This is a genomic window from Nocardia coubleae NBRC 108252, assembly GCF_001612805.1.
GTDB classification, from domain to species: Bacteria; Actinomycetota; Actinomycetes; order Mycobacteriales; family Mycobacteriaceae; genus Nocardia; species Nocardia coubleae.
This window is the reverse complement of sequence record NZ_BDBD01000006.1, coordinates 59813-75811: the sequence shown is the minus strand read 5'-3', so window position 1 is coordinate 75811 and position 15999 is coordinate 59813. Positions and strand designations below refer to the sequence as shown.

Below are 15999 nucleotides of genomic sequence, written 5' to 3'. Positions count from 1 at the left end.
GTACTGTTCCCCTCTGAGCACCCACACGGACGTACGGCCCAGCTCGTGCGGCCCACCACTCACGTGTAACCCAGAAGGAGGTCGACGAAGACCGATGCCGAACATCGTCGTACTCATCAAGCAGGTCCCCGACACCTGGTCCGAGCGCAAGCTGACCGATGGTGACTACACCCTCGACCGTGAGGCCGCCGACGCCGTCCTCGACGAGATCAACGAGCGCGCCGTCGAGGAAGCGCTGCTGATCAAGGAGGCCCAGGGCGGCGAGGTCACCGTGCTGGCCGCCGGTCCGGATCGCGCCACCGAGGCCATCCGCAAGGCGCTGTCCATGGGTGCCGACAAGGCCATCCACATCAACGACCCCGCGATCCACGGCTCCGACGCCGTGCAGACCGCCTGGGTGCTCGCCGGTGCGCTCGGCCAGGTCGAGGGCGTCGAGCTGGTCATCGCCGGCAACGAGTCCACCGACGGCCGCGCGGGTGCGGTCCCGGCGATCATCGCCGAGTACCTCGGCATCCCGCAGCTCACCCACCTGCGCAAGCTCACCGTCGACGGCGACAAGATCACCGGCGAGCGCGAGACCGACGAGGGTGTGTTCAAGCTCGAGGCCACCCTGCCCGCGATCGTCTCGGTGAACGAGAAGATCAACGAGCCGCGCTTCCCGTCCTTCAAGGGCATCATGGCCGCGAAGAAGAAGGAAGTTCAGGTCTTCACCCTCGCCGACCTGGGCATCGACCCGTCGACCGTCGGTGTGGCCAACGCGGGCACCGCGGTCACCGCCGCCACCCCGAAGCCCGCTCGCACCGCGGGCGAGAAGATCGCGGACGAGGGCGAGGGCGGCAACCAGATCGCCACCTACCTCATCGGCCAGAAGATCATCTGATCCGGACCGTCCGAGAACTTCCCTAGGAGAAAGAACAATGGCTGAAGTACTTGTGCTCGTCGAGCACGCCGACGGTGCCGTCAAGAAGGTCAGCACCGAACTGCTCACCGCCGCACGCGCGCTCGGCACCCCGGCCGCCGTCGTGACCGGTGCCCCCGGCACCGCCGACAAGCTGGCCGCCGCCCTGGCCGCCGCGGGCGCCGAGAAGATCTACGTCGCCGAGGGCGACGAGGTCGAGAGCTTCCTGGTCACCCCGAAGGTCGACGTGCTCGCCTCGCTGGTCGAGTCCGCCGCCCCCGCCGCCGTGATCGTCGCCGCCACCGCCGAGGGCAAGGAGGTGTCGGGCCGCCTCGCCGCGCGCATCGGCTCCGGTCTGCTCGTCGACGTCATCGGCGTCAACGGTGACGGTTCGGCCGTGCACTCCATCTTCGGTGGCGCGTTCACCGTCGACGCCAAGGCCACCGGCGACGTGCCGGTGATCTCGGTGCGCCCCGGCTCCATCGAGGCCGCCCCGCAGGCCGGCGCCGGTGAGCAGGTCGCCGTGGCCGTGCCCGCGCAGGAAGAGGGCGTCGTCAAGGTCGTCTCCCGTGAGCCGGTCGTCGCCGGTGACCGTCCGGAGCTCACCGAGGCGAGCATCGTCGTCTCCGGTGGTCGCGGTGTCGGTTCCGCCGACAACTTCTCGGTCGTCGAGGCGCTGGCCGACTCGCTCGGTGCCGCCGTCGGTGCCTCGCGTGCCGCCGTCGACTCGGGCTACTACCCGGGCCAGTTCCAGGTGGGTCAGACCGGTAAGACTGTCTCCCCGCAGCTCTACATCGCCCTCGGCATCTCCGGTGCCATCCAGCACCGCGCGGGCATGCAGACCTCGAAGACCATCGTCGCGGTCAACAAGGACGAAGAGGCTCCCATCTTCGAGATCGCCGACTACGGCATCGTGGGCGACCTGTTCAACGTCGCCCCGCAGCTGACCGACGCCGTCAAGTCCCACAAGGGCTGAGCTGGTCCGCCTCTCCGCGCCTTTGGCGGGCCGGTCGTGTGCGGCGTTCGTCGCGCACCCGGCCCGCGTCGGGACGTGGGTTGCGGTAGCTCGTCCCCGGTGAGTTACCCCTGACTCGCCAGATCTGTCGTCGCTGGACGGCAGCTCTGGCGAGTTTTGCGTTTCTGCTGCGTAGCATGTGGCCATGCCGAGCGTCGATCGCCCCGATCTTCCCGAGTCGATGACCTGGGAGGAACTGGAGGAGCTACCTGAGGAGATCGCCGCTCAGATCGAGCTGTGGGAGGGGCGTGTGGTCTTCGTGCGCCGCGGGCCGGGCGAGCACCAGTTGGCCACATTGCTCTTGACCCAAGCGATCAGGGAGGCGGCAACGACCGACAACCGCTCCCATCCGGAACGCTGCTGGCGTGGCAATCTCGAGACGAACGTATTTTTCGGCTCCACCGGAAAGTCGGACTTCGTGACGCCGGACTTCCTCGTGCACCGCTGCCTGCCGCCGGGCTCCGACGTCCGTGCCTCCGACACTGTTCTGGTCGGTGAAGTGTTGTCGCCCTCCTCCACCCAGGCCGACATCGAAGCGAAGAAAGCGCGCTACGCGGATGCCGGTATCCCTTCGTACTGGGAAGTGGACCTGACCAAGGACCTCACCGGTATCGGCGCCCTGCGCGTGTACATCCTCGAAACCGGCCACGCGCAGCTTCCCCCTGGCGTTCGGCCACTCCGCAACGCCAACTATCTGCTGGCGGGGGAGTGGGCTCGCGGTTCCGCGTCGGGCATCTCGTTCCCGTACCCCTTCCCCATCGAAATCGATTGGCTGTCCTTGGATTTCTGACTCGGCGAGCCAGTAGCGCTCACCGCATTTCGAGGGCCATCCAGTGCTCCGGGTTGCTCAGTGGCTCGAAGCCGAGTTTCTCGTAGACACCGTGGGCGTCGTGGGTGGCGAGCATGATCCGGCGCAAGCCGTACTGTCGTAGACACCGAAATTGAGGGAACCGGCCATCGCGCTGTCCTGCTTGTCCCGCGATCTGCCCTTCGCCCAATACGAGTCGGCGGACAGCCAGGTGTGGACGCGTGCTGCGTCGATACGGCCGGTGTCGGTGGAGACTTCGTAGCCGGGTGGGAAGTCGGGGGTCAGCGGATCCGTCATGTTCGCAACGCTGTCAGGTTCGGTGCTGGTCTGTCGAGGGCGTAGGGATTCGATTGACGGCAGGGGTCGGCGTCGGCAGGGTGGGCTGATGGTGTCGGGTGGGTTGCCTGTGGAGTTGCCGTCGGCGGTCGAGGAGACGGTTCGTGCGGTGTTCGGTGTGGCCGGTGCGCGGTGGATCGACGAGTTGCCGGACGTCGTGGCCGGGCTGGCCGAGCGGTGGGGGCTCGGCGAGTTCACCGCGCCGTTCGGCGGCGGAACGCACGCCTACGTCGCCGGGGCCAGGCGCGACGACGGACGGCAGGCCGTGCTGAAGGTGCCGATGGTCGACGAGGAGAACATCGCCGAGGCGACCGCCTTGTACGCCTACGACGGTGACGGCGCTGTCCGGCTGTTCGAATTCGACCCCGCCACCGGTGCGATGTTGCTCGAATGGGCTTTCCCCGGAACGGAATTGCTCACCCAGCCCGGCTTCCCGAGCCTCGAGGGCCGGCCGGAGAACGCGGTGAAGGTGAAGTCGGCATGCGAGCTGTACCGCAGGCTCCGACGACCAGCGCCTGCCCTTCCCGACAGCTTTCCGGCCTTCCCCGCCGCGACCGACGTCATAGACGGCCTCCGCACCCGACTCACCGACCCTGCTGTGGCGCAAGCGATCTCACCGTCTCTACGGACGTCGGTGGAGCGCTGGTGCGTCGCACTGAGCGAGCCGGACGGTCCCCTCCTGATCGTCAACCGTGACACCCACCTCGGCAATATCGTTGCTGCCGAACGCGAACCATGGCTACTGATCGACCCGAAACCGTGCCTCGGTGAAGCATCCTTCGACGCAGGCTTCCTCCTGATGATCCAGATCCAGTCCGACCCGACCCCCTTGCACGCCGACGCGGTGATCGCCGCCACGGCAGCAGCGCTCGACGTAGACCCCGAACGCGCCCGCGGCTGGGCCCTGATCCGCACCGTCGAGGAACTCACCTGGGCCGTCGAAGACAACGACCCGCAAATGCGCGATCTCCACGCCGCAGTCGCCAACGCGCTGGCGCGACTCCCGTTCGAACAAACCCCCGGTCGCAGCACAGCCGAGTGATTCCTGCCCGGTCAGTACGCTGAGCGCGTGGAGATCTTGTGGTGGGGATGGTATCGGCGAAAGTTCTACAGCGAGGCGGCGATCGCTGTGCGCGATCGATTGGCGGACGCGGCGCGCAGCGGGGACTGGGAGGTCGTGCTCGAACTCGCCGAACGTCATCGCAGCGTCAATACGACGCGGGTGGGTGGCACCTCCGGCTTCACGCCACTGCACCAGGCGGCCTTCCTCGGTGGCCCGGTCCCGGTGGTCGAACGTCTGCTCGAGCTCGGTGCGTGGCGCACCCTGCGCACTGCCGATGGTGACACTGCCGCCGATATCGCGGCCGCGAACGGTCACATCGAGCTGGCGGCGCTGCTCGCACCGAGATTGGTGCGCGAGGTCGACGCCACCGACTTGGCGCAGCTCGAATGTCAACTACACGGGGTGATTCTCGGCCGGGTACTGGATCTGTGCCGCGACTGCGGCTTCCGAGCACCACCGCTGGCACCCCTGCTCGAATACCCTGAGGCGACCATGTGGGCGGCAATTCCCGGCATGTACGGCGGCTTCGCGATCGAATTGGCCGCGGACAGAGCCGAACTCGACGTGTCGAGCTGGTGCCGGGTCGCCGGCGGCTCCGGTGAGCGGCACCGAATCCGGCCCGACGGTTTCGAGCTCGTAGAGAAGGGCTTCTAGCGCGAACCGCAAGTCGGCGCGGTACTGCTGGGATTCGCGGTCTTGGCTGCCTACCTGACCAACCGGGCGAACACCGATGGACTCGACACCGAGGGCAACACCGTCGCCATCGGCCTGCTCGGCGCGGCCGCCGCTGTCGCCCTGATCTCGGGAACGCTGATGTTGCAGGGCAGAACGTCGGGCCGGGTGATGACGATGATCTTGGCGACGCCTGCCGTCTTGTACGGGCTCGGAGCCACGGTGGCCGCCACCGTCGAGGGTGTCAATTGGGTGCCGTCGCGGCATCGCTCGGAGCGTTGACGGCCATCGGAATCGTCGGCTGCGCGCTGTCTCCGTCGACCGGGCGGTGGATCCGCTACCGCAAGGCGTTGCGCGCCAACCGCTGGTGACAGCCCTGCTCAGTCATGATGCAACGCATCCAACAGCGTCTTGACGATCGGATTCTCCCGAGCGTCCTCACGCAACACCGCCGACACCGGAATGCGCAACCGGTGGTCGGTGAGGTCGAGGGTGAGCAGGCCCTTGGTGGGTCCTTCGTAGAGGATCGTCCAGGACTCGGGGCGGTTGAGTAGCTCCATGGTCGCTGTGTGGTCGGGTGGGATCGGGGGGCCGAAGGTGGGGCCGGTGGGGAGGTCGGCGAAGGCCGAGCGGATGAGTGTGTGCAACAACACCTGCTCCTGTTCCGGGGGGAGCAGCAGGGGGTAGGGGCTGAGTTCGGCGAGGGTCACCGCGCCGCGTTCGGCGAGCGGATGACTGCTGGAGATGGCGATCACGAGGTCCTCCACCCACAGCTGTTCCACGGCCAGACCGGGCTGCTCCACACTGCCGCGGATCAGGGCCAGATCGCAGTCACCGTCGGCGACGGCGGTGATCCGCTGACGGAACGGTTTGATGACGTATTCGATCTCGGCGTCGGGGTGCGCGGCCCGCGCGGTGGCGATCGCGGACAGCGACGGCGCCGCGAAAGACATGTTGGCGGCCAACCGAATTCGCGGCCCGGTGGTGCGCACGGCCGCCCGGATCGCCGACTCGAGACTCAGCATCTGCTTGGCCAGGGGGAGCAGTCGCAGCGTCGCTTCGGTGGGTACAACGGCCCGGGTGGTCCGCTCGAAAAGCTGGGCGCCGAGGTCGCGTTCCAGGCGCGCGATCTGGTGGCTGATGGCCGACTGGGAGATGAAGCAGCGGCTCGCCGCACGGCTGAAACTGAGCTCCTCGCAGACCGCCACGAAGTACGAAAGTTGACGCAGTTCCACCTGCTGACCTCCCATATATTAGTTATGCAGATAAGAGTCATCTTCATTATGCGCCCACGCGGGGGAAACGTTTGCGTTCCGCATCGCGTTTACTCATAGGAAAGGATTCATTACCGATCTTGGAGAGCGCGCGATCATGGAACACACCGATGTCGTCATCGTCGGCTCGGGCTTCGGCGGACTTGCCGCAGCCAAGCAGCTGGCCAAGTCGCGAATCAACTTCGTGTTGATCTCGAGCACCCCGGAGCACCTGTTCCAGCCGCTGCTGTACCAGGTGGCGACCGGCGTACTCGACTCCGAGGAGATCGCCCCGCCGATCAAGAACGTACTGCGCCGCCACCCCGAGGCCGACGTCCGCCTGGGCAAGGTCACCGGCATCGACGCCGACGCCGCCGTGCTCACCTACGAGACCGCCGAGGGCACCCGCCAGATCCGCTACGGTTCGCTGATCGCGGCCACCGGCGCCAGCCAGAGCTACTTCGGCCGCGACGACTTCGCCGACAAGACCTTCTCGCTCAAGACCATCGACGACGCCGAACGGCTGCGCGACCAGATCGCCACCGTCTTCGCCAAGGCCGAGCACGCCGACGAGGCGACCAAGCGCAAGCTGCTCAGCTTCGTGGTCGTCGGCGCCGGCGCGACCGGTGTCGAGGTGGCGGGCCAGATCAAGGAACTCGCGAAAAGGCACTTCCACCAGAACGTCTCGGTCACCCTGGTGGAGGGCGCCGACGCGGTGCTCCCGCCGTTCGGCGGTGGGCTCTCGGAGTACGCCAAGCGTTCGCTCGAGGGTAGCGGTGTGCAGGTGCTGCTCGGCACCTTCGTCACCGACATCGCCGAGGGCAAGGTGACCGTCCGCGACAAGGAGGGCATCGAGCGCGGTATCGCCGCCGAGACCGTGGTGTGGTCGGCGGGTGTGCAGGCGGGCGGCTTCGCGACGCTGCTGGCCGAGGCCACCGGCGCCGAGACCGACCGCGCGGGCCGCATCCTGATCAACCCCGACCTGACCGTCGGCGGGCACGCCGACATCTACGCCATCGGCGACATGACCTCGCTCAACGGCTACCCCGGCCAGTCGCCGGTGGCCATGCAGGAGGGGCGTCACGCCGCCGACATCATTCGCGGCAAGAAGGACGCAGGCACGCCGTTCGTCTACTGGGACAAGGGCAGCATGGCGGTGATCAGCCGGTTCAGCGCCGTGGTGAAGCTCAACGAGCGCATCACCTTCCGCGGCACCATCGCCTGGGCGATGTGGCTGGCCGTGCACCTGATGTACCTGGTCGGCTTCCGCAACCGCTTCGCCGCGGTGGCGTCCTGGCTGGTCGCCTTCGCCGGTACGGCTCGCCCCGGGTTCGCCGAGGCGGAAGTGCGTGAGCTCCCGGCGGCCGCATCCGGTGACGAGCGCGCCGGGACAGACGGTGCGAACAACGACAAGAAGGATCGCGTCGCGGCCTGATCCGGCTGTCCGACGGCCCGCCGGGAAACCGGCGGGCCGTCCCCGTTTCGCAAGCTACGCACTGCGCACCCGCATTCCGGATCTCACGCGAAATCCACCGTGTTCGGCCAGAAACCCGCAGGTGGGCGAACGATGGGCAGCGGGTCGGTGAACGCCCGGTGTGACGGGTGTCTCGTTCACCGAACGGGCATCGACACGACACTGACGCGTCGCCCCGATGCCAAGTCGGGCTGGCTTCATCAAGTGCATGACAATTTCGTCCGTGTTGACCGCGCCGGCGCCGGACTCCGGGGTGGGGAAGTCTCGCTACTCGCTCGTCGTCGCCTCCGACGCCGAGCATCGCGAAGCCGCGCAGCGCCTGCGCTTCCAGGTCTTCGCCGCCGAACCCGGTTTCCAGATGCCCGACAACGGTACCGGTCTGGACGCCGACCGGTTCGACGAGCACTGCGACCACCTGCTCGTACGTGACGAGTTCACCGAACAGTTCGTCGGTTGCTACCGGATGTTGCCGCCGGACAAGGTGATCGCGGCGGGCGGCTACTACACCGCCACCGAATTCGATCTCACCCGCCTCGACCCCGAGGGCCACCGCATCGTGGAGATGGGCCGGGCGTGCGTGGTGCCCGACCACCGCAACGGCTCCGTGCTCACCCTCATGTGGGCAGGCATCCTGCACTACATCCAGCTCACCGGTTACGACTGGGTGATGGGCTGTGTGTCGGTGCCCATGCAGGACAGCCCGCAGGACCCCGCCGGGGTGAACGTGCGCGGCGTGCGCGACATGCTGCTGGGCCGCCACTCCTGCGACCCGGAACGCTACGTGGAGCCGTACAACCCGGTCGTCGTCGACGGACTGTCCCTCGACCAGCTGACCCCGCCGAGCCGCCCGAAGCTACCGCCGCTGTTACGCGGCTACCTGCGCCTGGGCGCCGAGATCTGCGGCGAACCGGCGCACGACCCCGATTTCGCGGTCGCCGACTTCGTCGCGCTGCTCGGTATGGAAACCATCAACACCCGGTACCTGGAGCGGCTGCAGAGCGCGGCCGCCAATTTCGACGGGAAGTAACCGCCATGGTGTTCGACGCGCCGCCCGCCCCCCACTCGCACTCGTGGATGCCGTCGAGCCCCTGTGGTTCCGGCTGTATCGAACCGATCGACGAGGTCGGTACCGCCAGAATGCTGACCAGGCTGGCCGGGGTGGCCGGACTGGTGCTCGGTTTCCCCGTCCTCACCGTCGCCACCCCGAAGGCGCGTCGCGAGGACATGCAGCGCCGGTACGCCCGAGCGGCGTTGCGCTGCTTGGGGATGCGACTGCGCGTCATCGACAACCGCGGAGCCGACGCCTCGGCGGCGGGGTTCGCCGATCCGGGCACGCCCATGATGGTGGTGGCCGGGCACATCGGCTGGGCCGACGTGGTCGCGCTGGCCGCCGTACAACCGGTGAGTTTCGTGGCGCGTGCCGACATGGTCGAGTGGCCACTGCTCGGCAAGCTGGCCCAGCTCACCCGCGTGATCCCGATCGAGCGCGCCCGGTTGCGCGAATTACCGGGTGTGGTCGGGCAAGTCGCGCAACGGCTGAGTGCGGGTAACCGGATCGTGGTGTTCCCCGAGGGCACCACCTGGTGCGGCCGAGCCTACGGTTCGCTGCGCCCGGCGATGTTCCAGGCCGCCGTGGACACCGCCACCCCGGTGCAGCCGGTGCGGTTGCGCTACCTCGACCGCGACGGAACGCCGTGCACCGTCCCGGGTTTCGTCGGTGACGACACCTTCGCCGACTCGGCCAAGCGGGTGCTGCGCAGCAAGGGCATGACCGTCGAGATCGTGCTGGAACCGCGTGAGCACCCCGGCACCGACCGTCGTGATCTGGCGCGCCGGTGTGAGCGCGCCATTCGCGGCGCCGACCGCTCGCGCCACGGTGTGCTCGACACGGAATGGATCGAATCGGGCAATACGCGCGTGCAGGATCCCTCGGTGACGCAGCAGGAGCCGGTGTCCACCGGAGCTACTGCCTGGTAACCCTCCCGGTCTTGTTCCGGTAGCGGAGGTCGCGAACGCGGCCTCCGCTACCGGTGTTCGTCCTGCCGCCGAGCAGGTGCTGCCCGCAATGTGAAAAGGGCGCTACCGCAGCGTGCGCGTGCGATGCTGCCCTGATCACCGCGTGACCTGCGCGGCTGACCGAAGAGTCCCCTTTACCCACTTCGCTGCGAAGTGAAACCTGTGAATTGGCTATGCCATGAACTAAATGAGATATTTGCGGTACCGTCACGCAGGATTTTCCCGATACGCCGGGTGTAGTCGTCGCCCGGCGGCGTGTGAGCAGTGCGAACGCATGGGTTGATCCATGGTGAAGGGAAGCGTTTCCGGTGACCGAGCAAGTTTCTGGCGTCCGTCGACCCCGCCCCGTTCGACGTGGACGAGTACCGACCTCCGCCACCCTGCCCCGGCTGCTCATGGCAGCTGTCGAGCGTGCCCCCGAGGCCACCGCGTTGCGGTTCGCCGGCCGCTCGCTCACCTACACCGAGCTGGACCAGTGGTCCTCCCGGCTGGCCCGTGTGCTCATCGCCCGCGGGCTCGGCCCCGGTGACCGCATCGTCCTCGCGCTCACCCGCTCGATCGAATCGGTGGTCGCGGTGTGGGCGGCGGCCAAGTGCGGCGCCACCTTCGTGCCGGTCGACCCGCGCTACCCGGCCGAACGCGTCGCCCACATGCTCGGCGACTCCGGCGCGGGCTTCGGCCTCGCCATGGCCGCCGACGCCGCCCGCCTCGACACCGGAATCCGCTGGCTCTCCATCGATTCCGCCGCCTACCAGGCCGAACTCGCCGCCGCGTCGGACGAACCCGTGTGTGCGGGGGAGCGCACCGCGCAACTGCGTCCCGACGAGCTGGCCTACATCATCTACACCTCCGGTTCCACCGGTGTGCCCAAGGGCGTCTCGGTCACCCACACCGGTCTCGCCGGTCTGTGCGCCGAGCAGGTTCGTCGTTTCGCTATCGACACCGACTCGCGCACAGTGCATTTCGCCTCGCCGAGCTTCGATGCGAGCATGCTCGAACTGCTGCTCGCGGTGGGTGCGAGCGCCACGATGGTGATCGCGCCGCCGGACGTGTACGGCGGCGACGAGCTCACCGAACTGCTGCGTACCGAAGGGGTGACCCACGCCTTCATCACTCCCGCCGCGTTGGCCGGTCTCGACGCCACCGCGCTGCCCGAGCTGCGTGTGCTCGCCGTCGGCGGTGAGGCCTACCCGCCGGAGCTGATCGCGCAGTGGGCGCCGGGTCGCTCCTTCTTCAACGTCTACGGCCCGACCGAAACCACCATCGTCTGCGCCATGAGCGACCGGCTCGACCCCGGCGACGTGGTGACGATCGGTGACACGATCCCCGGCATGACGGCGGTGGTCCTCGACGCCCGGCTGCATCCGGTGCCCGACCGCGTCCCCGGCGAGCTGTACCTGGCAGGCGCCGGGCTGGCCCGCTGCTATCACGACCGCGCCGGGCTCACCGCGAGCCGATTCGTCGCCGACCCGGTGACCGGCGGCAGGCTCTACCGCACCGGTGACCTGGTGCAATGGGAGCCGGTGCCCGGTGGGATGGGCCTGAAGTTTCTCGGCCGCACCGACGCGCAGGTGAAGCTGCGCGGTTTCCGCATCGAACTGGGCGAGATCGACGCCGTGCTCTCGGCCGACGACTCGGTGCACTTCGCCGCGACGCTGATCAGGACGCTGCCCAGCGGGGTCGACGCCCTCGTCGCCTATGTGGTGCCCGCGCCCGGCGCGACCGTCGATCCGGCGGCACTGACCCGGCTCGCCGAGCAGCGGTTGCCGCAGCACGCGGTGCCGTCGGCCGTCGTGGTGCTCGACGAACTGCCGCTGACTCCGGTCGGCAAACTCGACCACCGCGCCCTGCCCGACCCCGAACTGACCACACGCGAATTCGCCGAGCCGCGAACCGACGCCGAACGGACCGTCGCCGAAGTCTTCGCCGAGCTGCTCGGCACCGACCGGGTGGGCCGCGACGACGACTTCTTCGCGCTCGGCGGCAATTCCCTCCTCGCCACCCGCCTGGCCGGGCGCCTGGGCGCGCTCACCGGCGTCAGGGTGCCCGCGCGCACCGTGTTCGAGCACGCGAGTGTCGCCGCGCTGGCGACCGCGCTGGCCGACCTCGTCGCCGACACCCGTGTGCCGTTGACCCGCCGCGAGCGTGGTGCGCGGATTCCGCTGTCGCTGGCCCAGCAGCGTATGTGGTTCATGGCCCGCCTCGACCCCGACGCGAGCACCTACAACATTCCGGTCGCGCTTCGCCTGTGCGGTCCGCTCGACACCGCCGCCCTCACCGCCGCCCTCGACGATGTGCTCGAACGCCACGAGGTGCTGCGCACCGTCTACCCCGAACACGACGGCCAGGGCTACCAGCAGGTCCTTCCGGTGGCCGCGGCCGGTCTCGAGGTGGCGGTGACCGCGATCGAGGAGGCCGACCTGCGCGGTGAGCTCGCCAGGATCACCTTCGGCGGATTCGACGTGTGCGCGCGGGTTCCGGTGCGCGCCACCGTCTTCCAGCTCTCGGCGACCGAGCATGTCCTCGCCGTGGTGGTGCACCACATCGCCACAGACGGCTTCTCCCTCGGCCCGCTCACCCGTGACCTGATGACGGCCTACATCGCCCGCACCGAGGGGCACGCTCCCGCCTGGTCACCGCTGCCGGTGCAGTACGCCGACTACACCCTGTGGCAGCACGAACTGCTCGGCGCCGCAGACGATCCCGCCTCCCTGCTGGCCCGCCAGCTCGACTTCTGGCGCACCGCGCTGGCGGGCGCGCCCGCCCTGCTCGAGCTGCCCACCGACCGTCCGCGCCCACCGATCGCTAGCACCAGGGGCGCCGCGCACCACTTCGCCTTCGACGCCGACTTGCATCGGGCGCTGGAAATCCTTGCCCGCGAACACAATGCCTCGCTGTTCATGGTGGTGCGCACCGCACTGGCGGTGCTGCTGGCCCGGATGGCGGGCACCGACGACGTCACCCTCGGCGCCCCGGTCGCCGGTCGTGGTGAGCCCGAACTCGACGACCTGGTCGGCATGTTCGTCAACACCGTCGTGCTGCGCACCCGTATCGCGGCGGGGGAACCCTTCACCGCCCTGCTCGACCGGGTCCGCGAGAGCGATCTGGCGGCCTTCGGGCACGCCGACGTGCCGTTCGAACGTCTTGTGGCCGAACTGGATCCGCCTCGCACCCAGGCGCATCATCCGCTGTACCAGGTGGCGTTGTCGTTCCAGAACTTCGGTGCCGCGCGCCTGGAACTGCCCGAATTGAGTGTGGCGGCAGTCGATCTGGGCGACGAGGTGGCCCCAGTCGACCTGCAATTGACGGTGGTTCCCCAGGAAGACGGGGACGGACCGGCCGGGCTGCGGTGTTCGTGGCGTTACGCCACCGCGCTGTTCGACGAGTCGACCATGGCGGCACTCGGTGCCCGACTCGGCACGCTGCTCGCGGCCGCCGTGGCCCACCCGGACCGCGCCGTGGGTGATCTGCCGTTGCTCACCGAGTCCGAGCGGACCGAACCGGCCGGTGAGCTGCGGCTGGTTCCCGACGTGACACTGCTCGACGAGTTCCGCACGCAGGCGTCGCGCACCCCGGAGGCGCCCGCGGTGACGTTCGCCGATCGAACCCTGACCTACCGCGAGCTCGCGAGCCGGGTCAACCGGCTGGCCCGGTTGCTCGTGGCGACCGGCGTCGGGCCGGGCAGCACCGTCGGGGTGGCGATCCGGCCGTCGCTCGACCTGGTCGTCGCCATGTACGCGGTCTTCGCGGCGGGCGGCGCGTATGTGCCGATCGACCCGGAGTCGCCCGCCGAACGCCGCGCCGACATCCTGACCGCCGCGCGCCCGGCCTGCGTGCTCAGCACGGTCGCCGACACCGTCGAGGTCGACGACCTGCCCGTGATCTCGGTCGACCTGGTCGCGAATTCCGGTGCGCTGAACGCCTTCTCGGACACTTGGCTCACCGACGCCGACCGGCTGCGTCCGCTGCGGACCCTCGACCTGGCCTACGTGATCTTCACCTCGGGCTCCACCGGCAAACCCAAGGGTGTCGGGGTACCGCATTCGGCGATCGTGAACCAGACCGCGTACATGGTCGGCGAGTACGCGGTCGGCGCCGTCGATGTTGTGCTGCAGTCGATTCCGTTCACCTTCGACGCCTCGATGATCGGTTTCGCGACGCCGCTGCGCGCCGGGGCCCACATGGTCGTCGCCGCCGCGCACGGACTCACCGACCCCGCCTACCTGGCGGATATCATCGCGCGCCACGGTGTCACCGGCACGACCATCGTGCCGTCGGTGCTGCAGATGCTCCTCGACGCCGCGCCCGCGGGCGCACTGCGGTCGCTGCGTGCGGTCTGGGTGGGCGGTGAGGCGCTGCCGAACGCGACCGTCGCCCGTTTCGCCGCCGCCACCTCCGGCCGGTTGCACAACCTGTACGGGCCGACCGAGGCGACCGTCTCGATCACCGCCGCCGACGTCACCGAGGTAGGTGACGGCATCGTCCCGATCGGCCTGCCGCACTGGAACTCTCGCGCCTATGTGCTCGACGCCCGGCTGCGGCCGGTGCCCCTCGGCACACCCGGCGAGCTGTACCTGGCCGGTGCGCAACTCGCCCGCGGATACCTGGGGAGCCCCGGTCGCACGATGGAACGGTTCGTCGCCGACCCCTACGGTCCGGTCGGCGAACGCATGTACCGCACCGGTGACCTGGTGCGCCGCTTGCCCACCGGCGAACTGACCTACCTCGGCCGCACCGACGTACAGCTCAAGCTGCACGGCCTGCGCATCGAACCCGGCGAGATCGAGGCGGCACTGCGCGCGCATCCGTCGGTGGCCGGTGCGGCGGTGACGGTGCACCACGAACAGCTCGTCGGTTACGTCACGCCGTCCGGCGTCGATGTCGCCGAGGTGCTGGCCACCGCGCGAACCCTGTTGCCGCCGTACATGATCCCGCACCGGGTGCTCGCGCTCGACGAGTTCCCGCTCGGCGCGACCGGCAAGCTCGATCGCAAGGCGCTGCCCGCACCCGCGCGCGAGATCCGTGAGTACCAGGCACCGGTCACCGACGACGAACGAGTCGTCGCGGAGGTGTTCGCGAGCGTGCTCGAGTTGGAGCGGGTGGGCCGCGACGACGACTTCTTCGTCCTCGGCGGTACCTCGCTGTCGGCGATCCGGGTGCGCGCGAGTTTGGCCGAACGGCTCGGCATCGAGGTCGCATTGCGGCTGCTGTTCAGCTATCCGCTGGTCAGCGACCTGGCGCTGGCTCTGCGCGACGAGAAGGCGGCCTCCTCGACCGGCCCCGATCCGGCGCTCGACCGGGTGCTCGATCCGTCGATCACGCTCGACGGGTGCGTCCCACCGCGCTCGGGTGAACCGGCGAACATCCTGCTCACCGGCGCCACCGGATTCCTCGGCAGCTTCCTGCTGCGCGAACTGCTCGAGCACACCACCGCCACCGTTCACTGCCTGGTGCGCGCCGCCGACGCCCACACCGCACTCGACCGTGTGGTCGCCACGGCGGCCGGATACGGCATAGAGGTCGATCGGGCCCGATTGGCCGGTGTCCCAGGCGATCTCGCCCGGCCGCAGCTCGGCATCGACCCACGCCGCTTCGCCGAACTGGCCGACCGGATCGACGTGATCTACCACAACGGCGCCCTGGTGAATCATCTCGAGCCGTACGGGCGGATGCGCGAGGCCAATGTCGGTGGAACCACCGAGGTGCTGCGCCTGGCCACCACCACCCGCGTCAAAGCGGTGCACTACGTATCGACGACGTCGGTGCTCGCGGGCATTCCGCAGGCCGACGGCGTGCCTGCCGGGCTTCCGGGCTACGCGCTCACCAAGTGGGTCGCCGAACAGTTGATGCACACGGCGGCCGAGCGCGGCGTGCCGATCGCGGTGTACCGGCCCGGCCTCATCACCGGTGATTCCCGCACCGGCGTCGCACCGGCCGAGGACGCCTGGTGGACGATGCTTCGCTCGATGCTCGTGCTCGGCACGGCCGTCGACGTGCGCTCGGTCGCGATCGGGATGGCGCCGGTCGACTACGTCGCGGCGGGCATCGTGCGGCGGTCACGTGACGATTCGGCGCTGGGTCAGGTGTTCCGGGCGGCGGGTCCGGAGGTGCCGCTCGGCATCGTCTACGACGAGATCGTGCGGCGCGGTTACCGTTTCGACTTCATCGATCCGATGGAGTTCGGGCAGATCCTCACCACGGCCGCCGAACAGCCGGGTGTCGACCCGATGCTGGCGCGTGCGTCGGCACTGAGCGGCAACTATGTGGCGGCGGTCGCGGCGGCGGGGGCGAGCTCGGTGCTCGACGCGGTCGAGTCGAGCAGCGTCGAGTCGGCCGAAACGCTGCCCATCGATATTCCGGCGGTCGACGCGGCCGTCATCGCCCGCTATTTCGACCACTACATCGAGACCGGGTTCTTCCCGGCCCCGGCGGGCGTCGCCTGAGCCGGTCCCGCGCCCGGGCGG

11 protein-coding genes are annotated in these 15999 nt (G+C 68.9%); 10 read left to right on the top strand and 1 reads right to left on the bottom strand.

Annotated elements, in window-relative coordinates; translation table 11 throughout:
- Positions 1-94: 94 nt before the first annotated feature.
- From NCO8_RS05625 to NCO8_RS05600, 6 genes are all read left to right on the top strand, one after another.
- A complete protein-coding gene (locus tag NCO8_RS05625) occupies positions 95-880 on the top strand; it encodes an electron transfer flavoprotein subunit beta/FixA family protein (RefSeq protein WP_067493177.1) in 786 nt (261 codons plus the stop codon).
- A 37-nt stretch (positions 881-917) separates the two neighbouring features.
- Entirely contained in the window at positions 918-1874 is a 957-nt protein-coding gene (locus NCO8_RS05620) for an electron transfer flavoprotein subunit alpha/FixB family protein (protein ID WP_067493179.1), read from the top strand.
- Between the two features lie 184 nt (positions 1875-2058).
- Positions 2059-2703: a Uma2 family endonuclease gene (locus NCO8_RS05615; protein WP_245655250.1), complete on the top strand. Its 645-nt coding sequence runs from the start codon at positions 2059-2061 to the stop codon at positions 2701-2703.
- Between the two features lie 403 nt (positions 2704-3106).
- Positions 3107-4099, top strand: coding sequence for an aminoglycoside phosphotransferase family protein (locus tag NCO8_RS05610; protein ID WP_245655249.1), 993 nt, complete (start codon positions 3107-3109; stop codon positions 4097-4099).
- A 27-nt stretch (positions 4100-4126) separates the two neighbouring features.
- On the top strand, positions 4127-4774 hold the full coding sequence (locus tag NCO8_RS05605) for an ankyrin repeat domain-containing protein (RefSeq protein WP_067636978.1): 648 nt from the start codon (positions 4127-4129) through the stop codon (positions 4772-4774).
- A gap of 42 nt (positions 4775-4816) precedes the next feature.
- Positions 4817-5074 carry a hypothetical protein gene (locus NCO8_RS05600; protein WP_067636976.1) on the top strand — a complete coding sequence of 86 codons (258 nt, stop codon included), beginning with the start codon at positions 4817-4819 and terminating at the stop codon, positions 5072-5074.
- Positions 5075-5172: 98 nt separating this feature from the next.
- Here the strand turns inward: NCO8_RS05600 and NCO8_RS05595 are convergent, their stop codons facing one another.
- Positions 5173-6027 (bottom strand): LysR family transcriptional regulator, encoded by an 855-nt coding sequence (locus tag NCO8_RS05595; protein ID WP_067637013.1) that lies wholly within the window; start codon positions 6025-6027, stop codon positions 5173-5175.
- A 136-nt stretch (positions 6028-6163) separates the two neighbouring features.
- Between NCO8_RS05595 and NCO8_RS05590 the strand changes: the two genes are divergently transcribed.
- From NCO8_RS05590 to NCO8_RS05575, 4 genes are all read left to right on the top strand, one after another.
- The gene (locus tag NCO8_RS05590; protein ID WP_084456614.1) at positions 6164-7480 is read left to right on the top strand and encodes an NAD(P)/FAD-dependent oxidoreductase; all 1317 of its coding nucleotides are present in this window, start codon (positions 6164-6166) and stop codon (positions 7478-7480) included.
- Between the two features lie 247 nt (positions 7481-7727).
- Positions 7728-8546, top strand: coding sequence for a GNAT family N-acetyltransferase (locus NCO8_RS05585; protein WP_067636974.1), 819 nt, complete (start codon positions 7728-7730; stop codon positions 8544-8546).
- A gap of 5 nt (positions 8547-8551) precedes the next feature.
- A complete protein-coding gene (locus NCO8_RS05580) occupies positions 8552-9496 on the top strand; it encodes a lysophospholipid acyltransferase family protein (RefSeq protein ID WP_067636972.1) in 945 nt (314 codons plus the stop codon).
- 434 nt (positions 9497-9930) lie between these two features.
- Positions 9931-15978 (top strand): non-ribosomal peptide synthetase, encoded by a 6048-nt coding sequence (locus NCO8_RS05575; RefSeq protein ID WP_067636970.1) that lies wholly within the window; start codon positions 9931-9933, stop codon positions 15976-15978.
- Positions 15979-15999: the final 21 nt, after the last annotated feature.

Coding starts and splice junctions, on each gene's coding strand:
- NCO8_RS05625 (WP_067493177.1), top strand. CDS start 95: ATGCCGAACATCGTCGTACTCATCAAGCAGGTCCCCGACACCTGGTCC.
- NCO8_RS05620 (WP_067493179.1), top strand. CDS start 918: ATGGCTGAAGTACTTGTGCTCGTCGAGCACGCCGACGGTGCCGTCAAG.
- NCO8_RS05615 (WP_245655250.1), top strand. CDS start 2,059: ATGCCGAGCGTCGATCGCCCCGATCTTCCCGAGTCGATGACCTGGGAG.
- NCO8_RS05610 (WP_245655249.1), top strand. CDS start 3,107: ATGGTGTCGGGTGGGTTGCCTGTGGAGTTGCCGTCGGCGGTCGAGGAG.
- NCO8_RS05590 (WP_084456614.1), top strand. CDS start 6,164: ATGGAACACACCGATGTCGTCATCGTCGGCTCGGGCTTCGGCGGACTT.
- NCO8_RS05585 (WP_067636974.1), top strand. CDS start 7,728: ATGACAATTTCGTCCGTGTTGACCGCGCCGGCGCCGGACTCCGGGGTG.
- NCO8_RS05580 (WP_067636972.1), top strand. CDS start 8,552: ATGGTGTTCGACGCGCCGCCCGCCCCCCACTCGCACTCGTGGATGCCG.
- NCO8_RS05575 (WP_067636970.1), top strand. CDS start 9,931: ATGGCAGCTGTCGAGCGTGCCCCCGAGGCCACCGCGTTGCGGTTCGCC.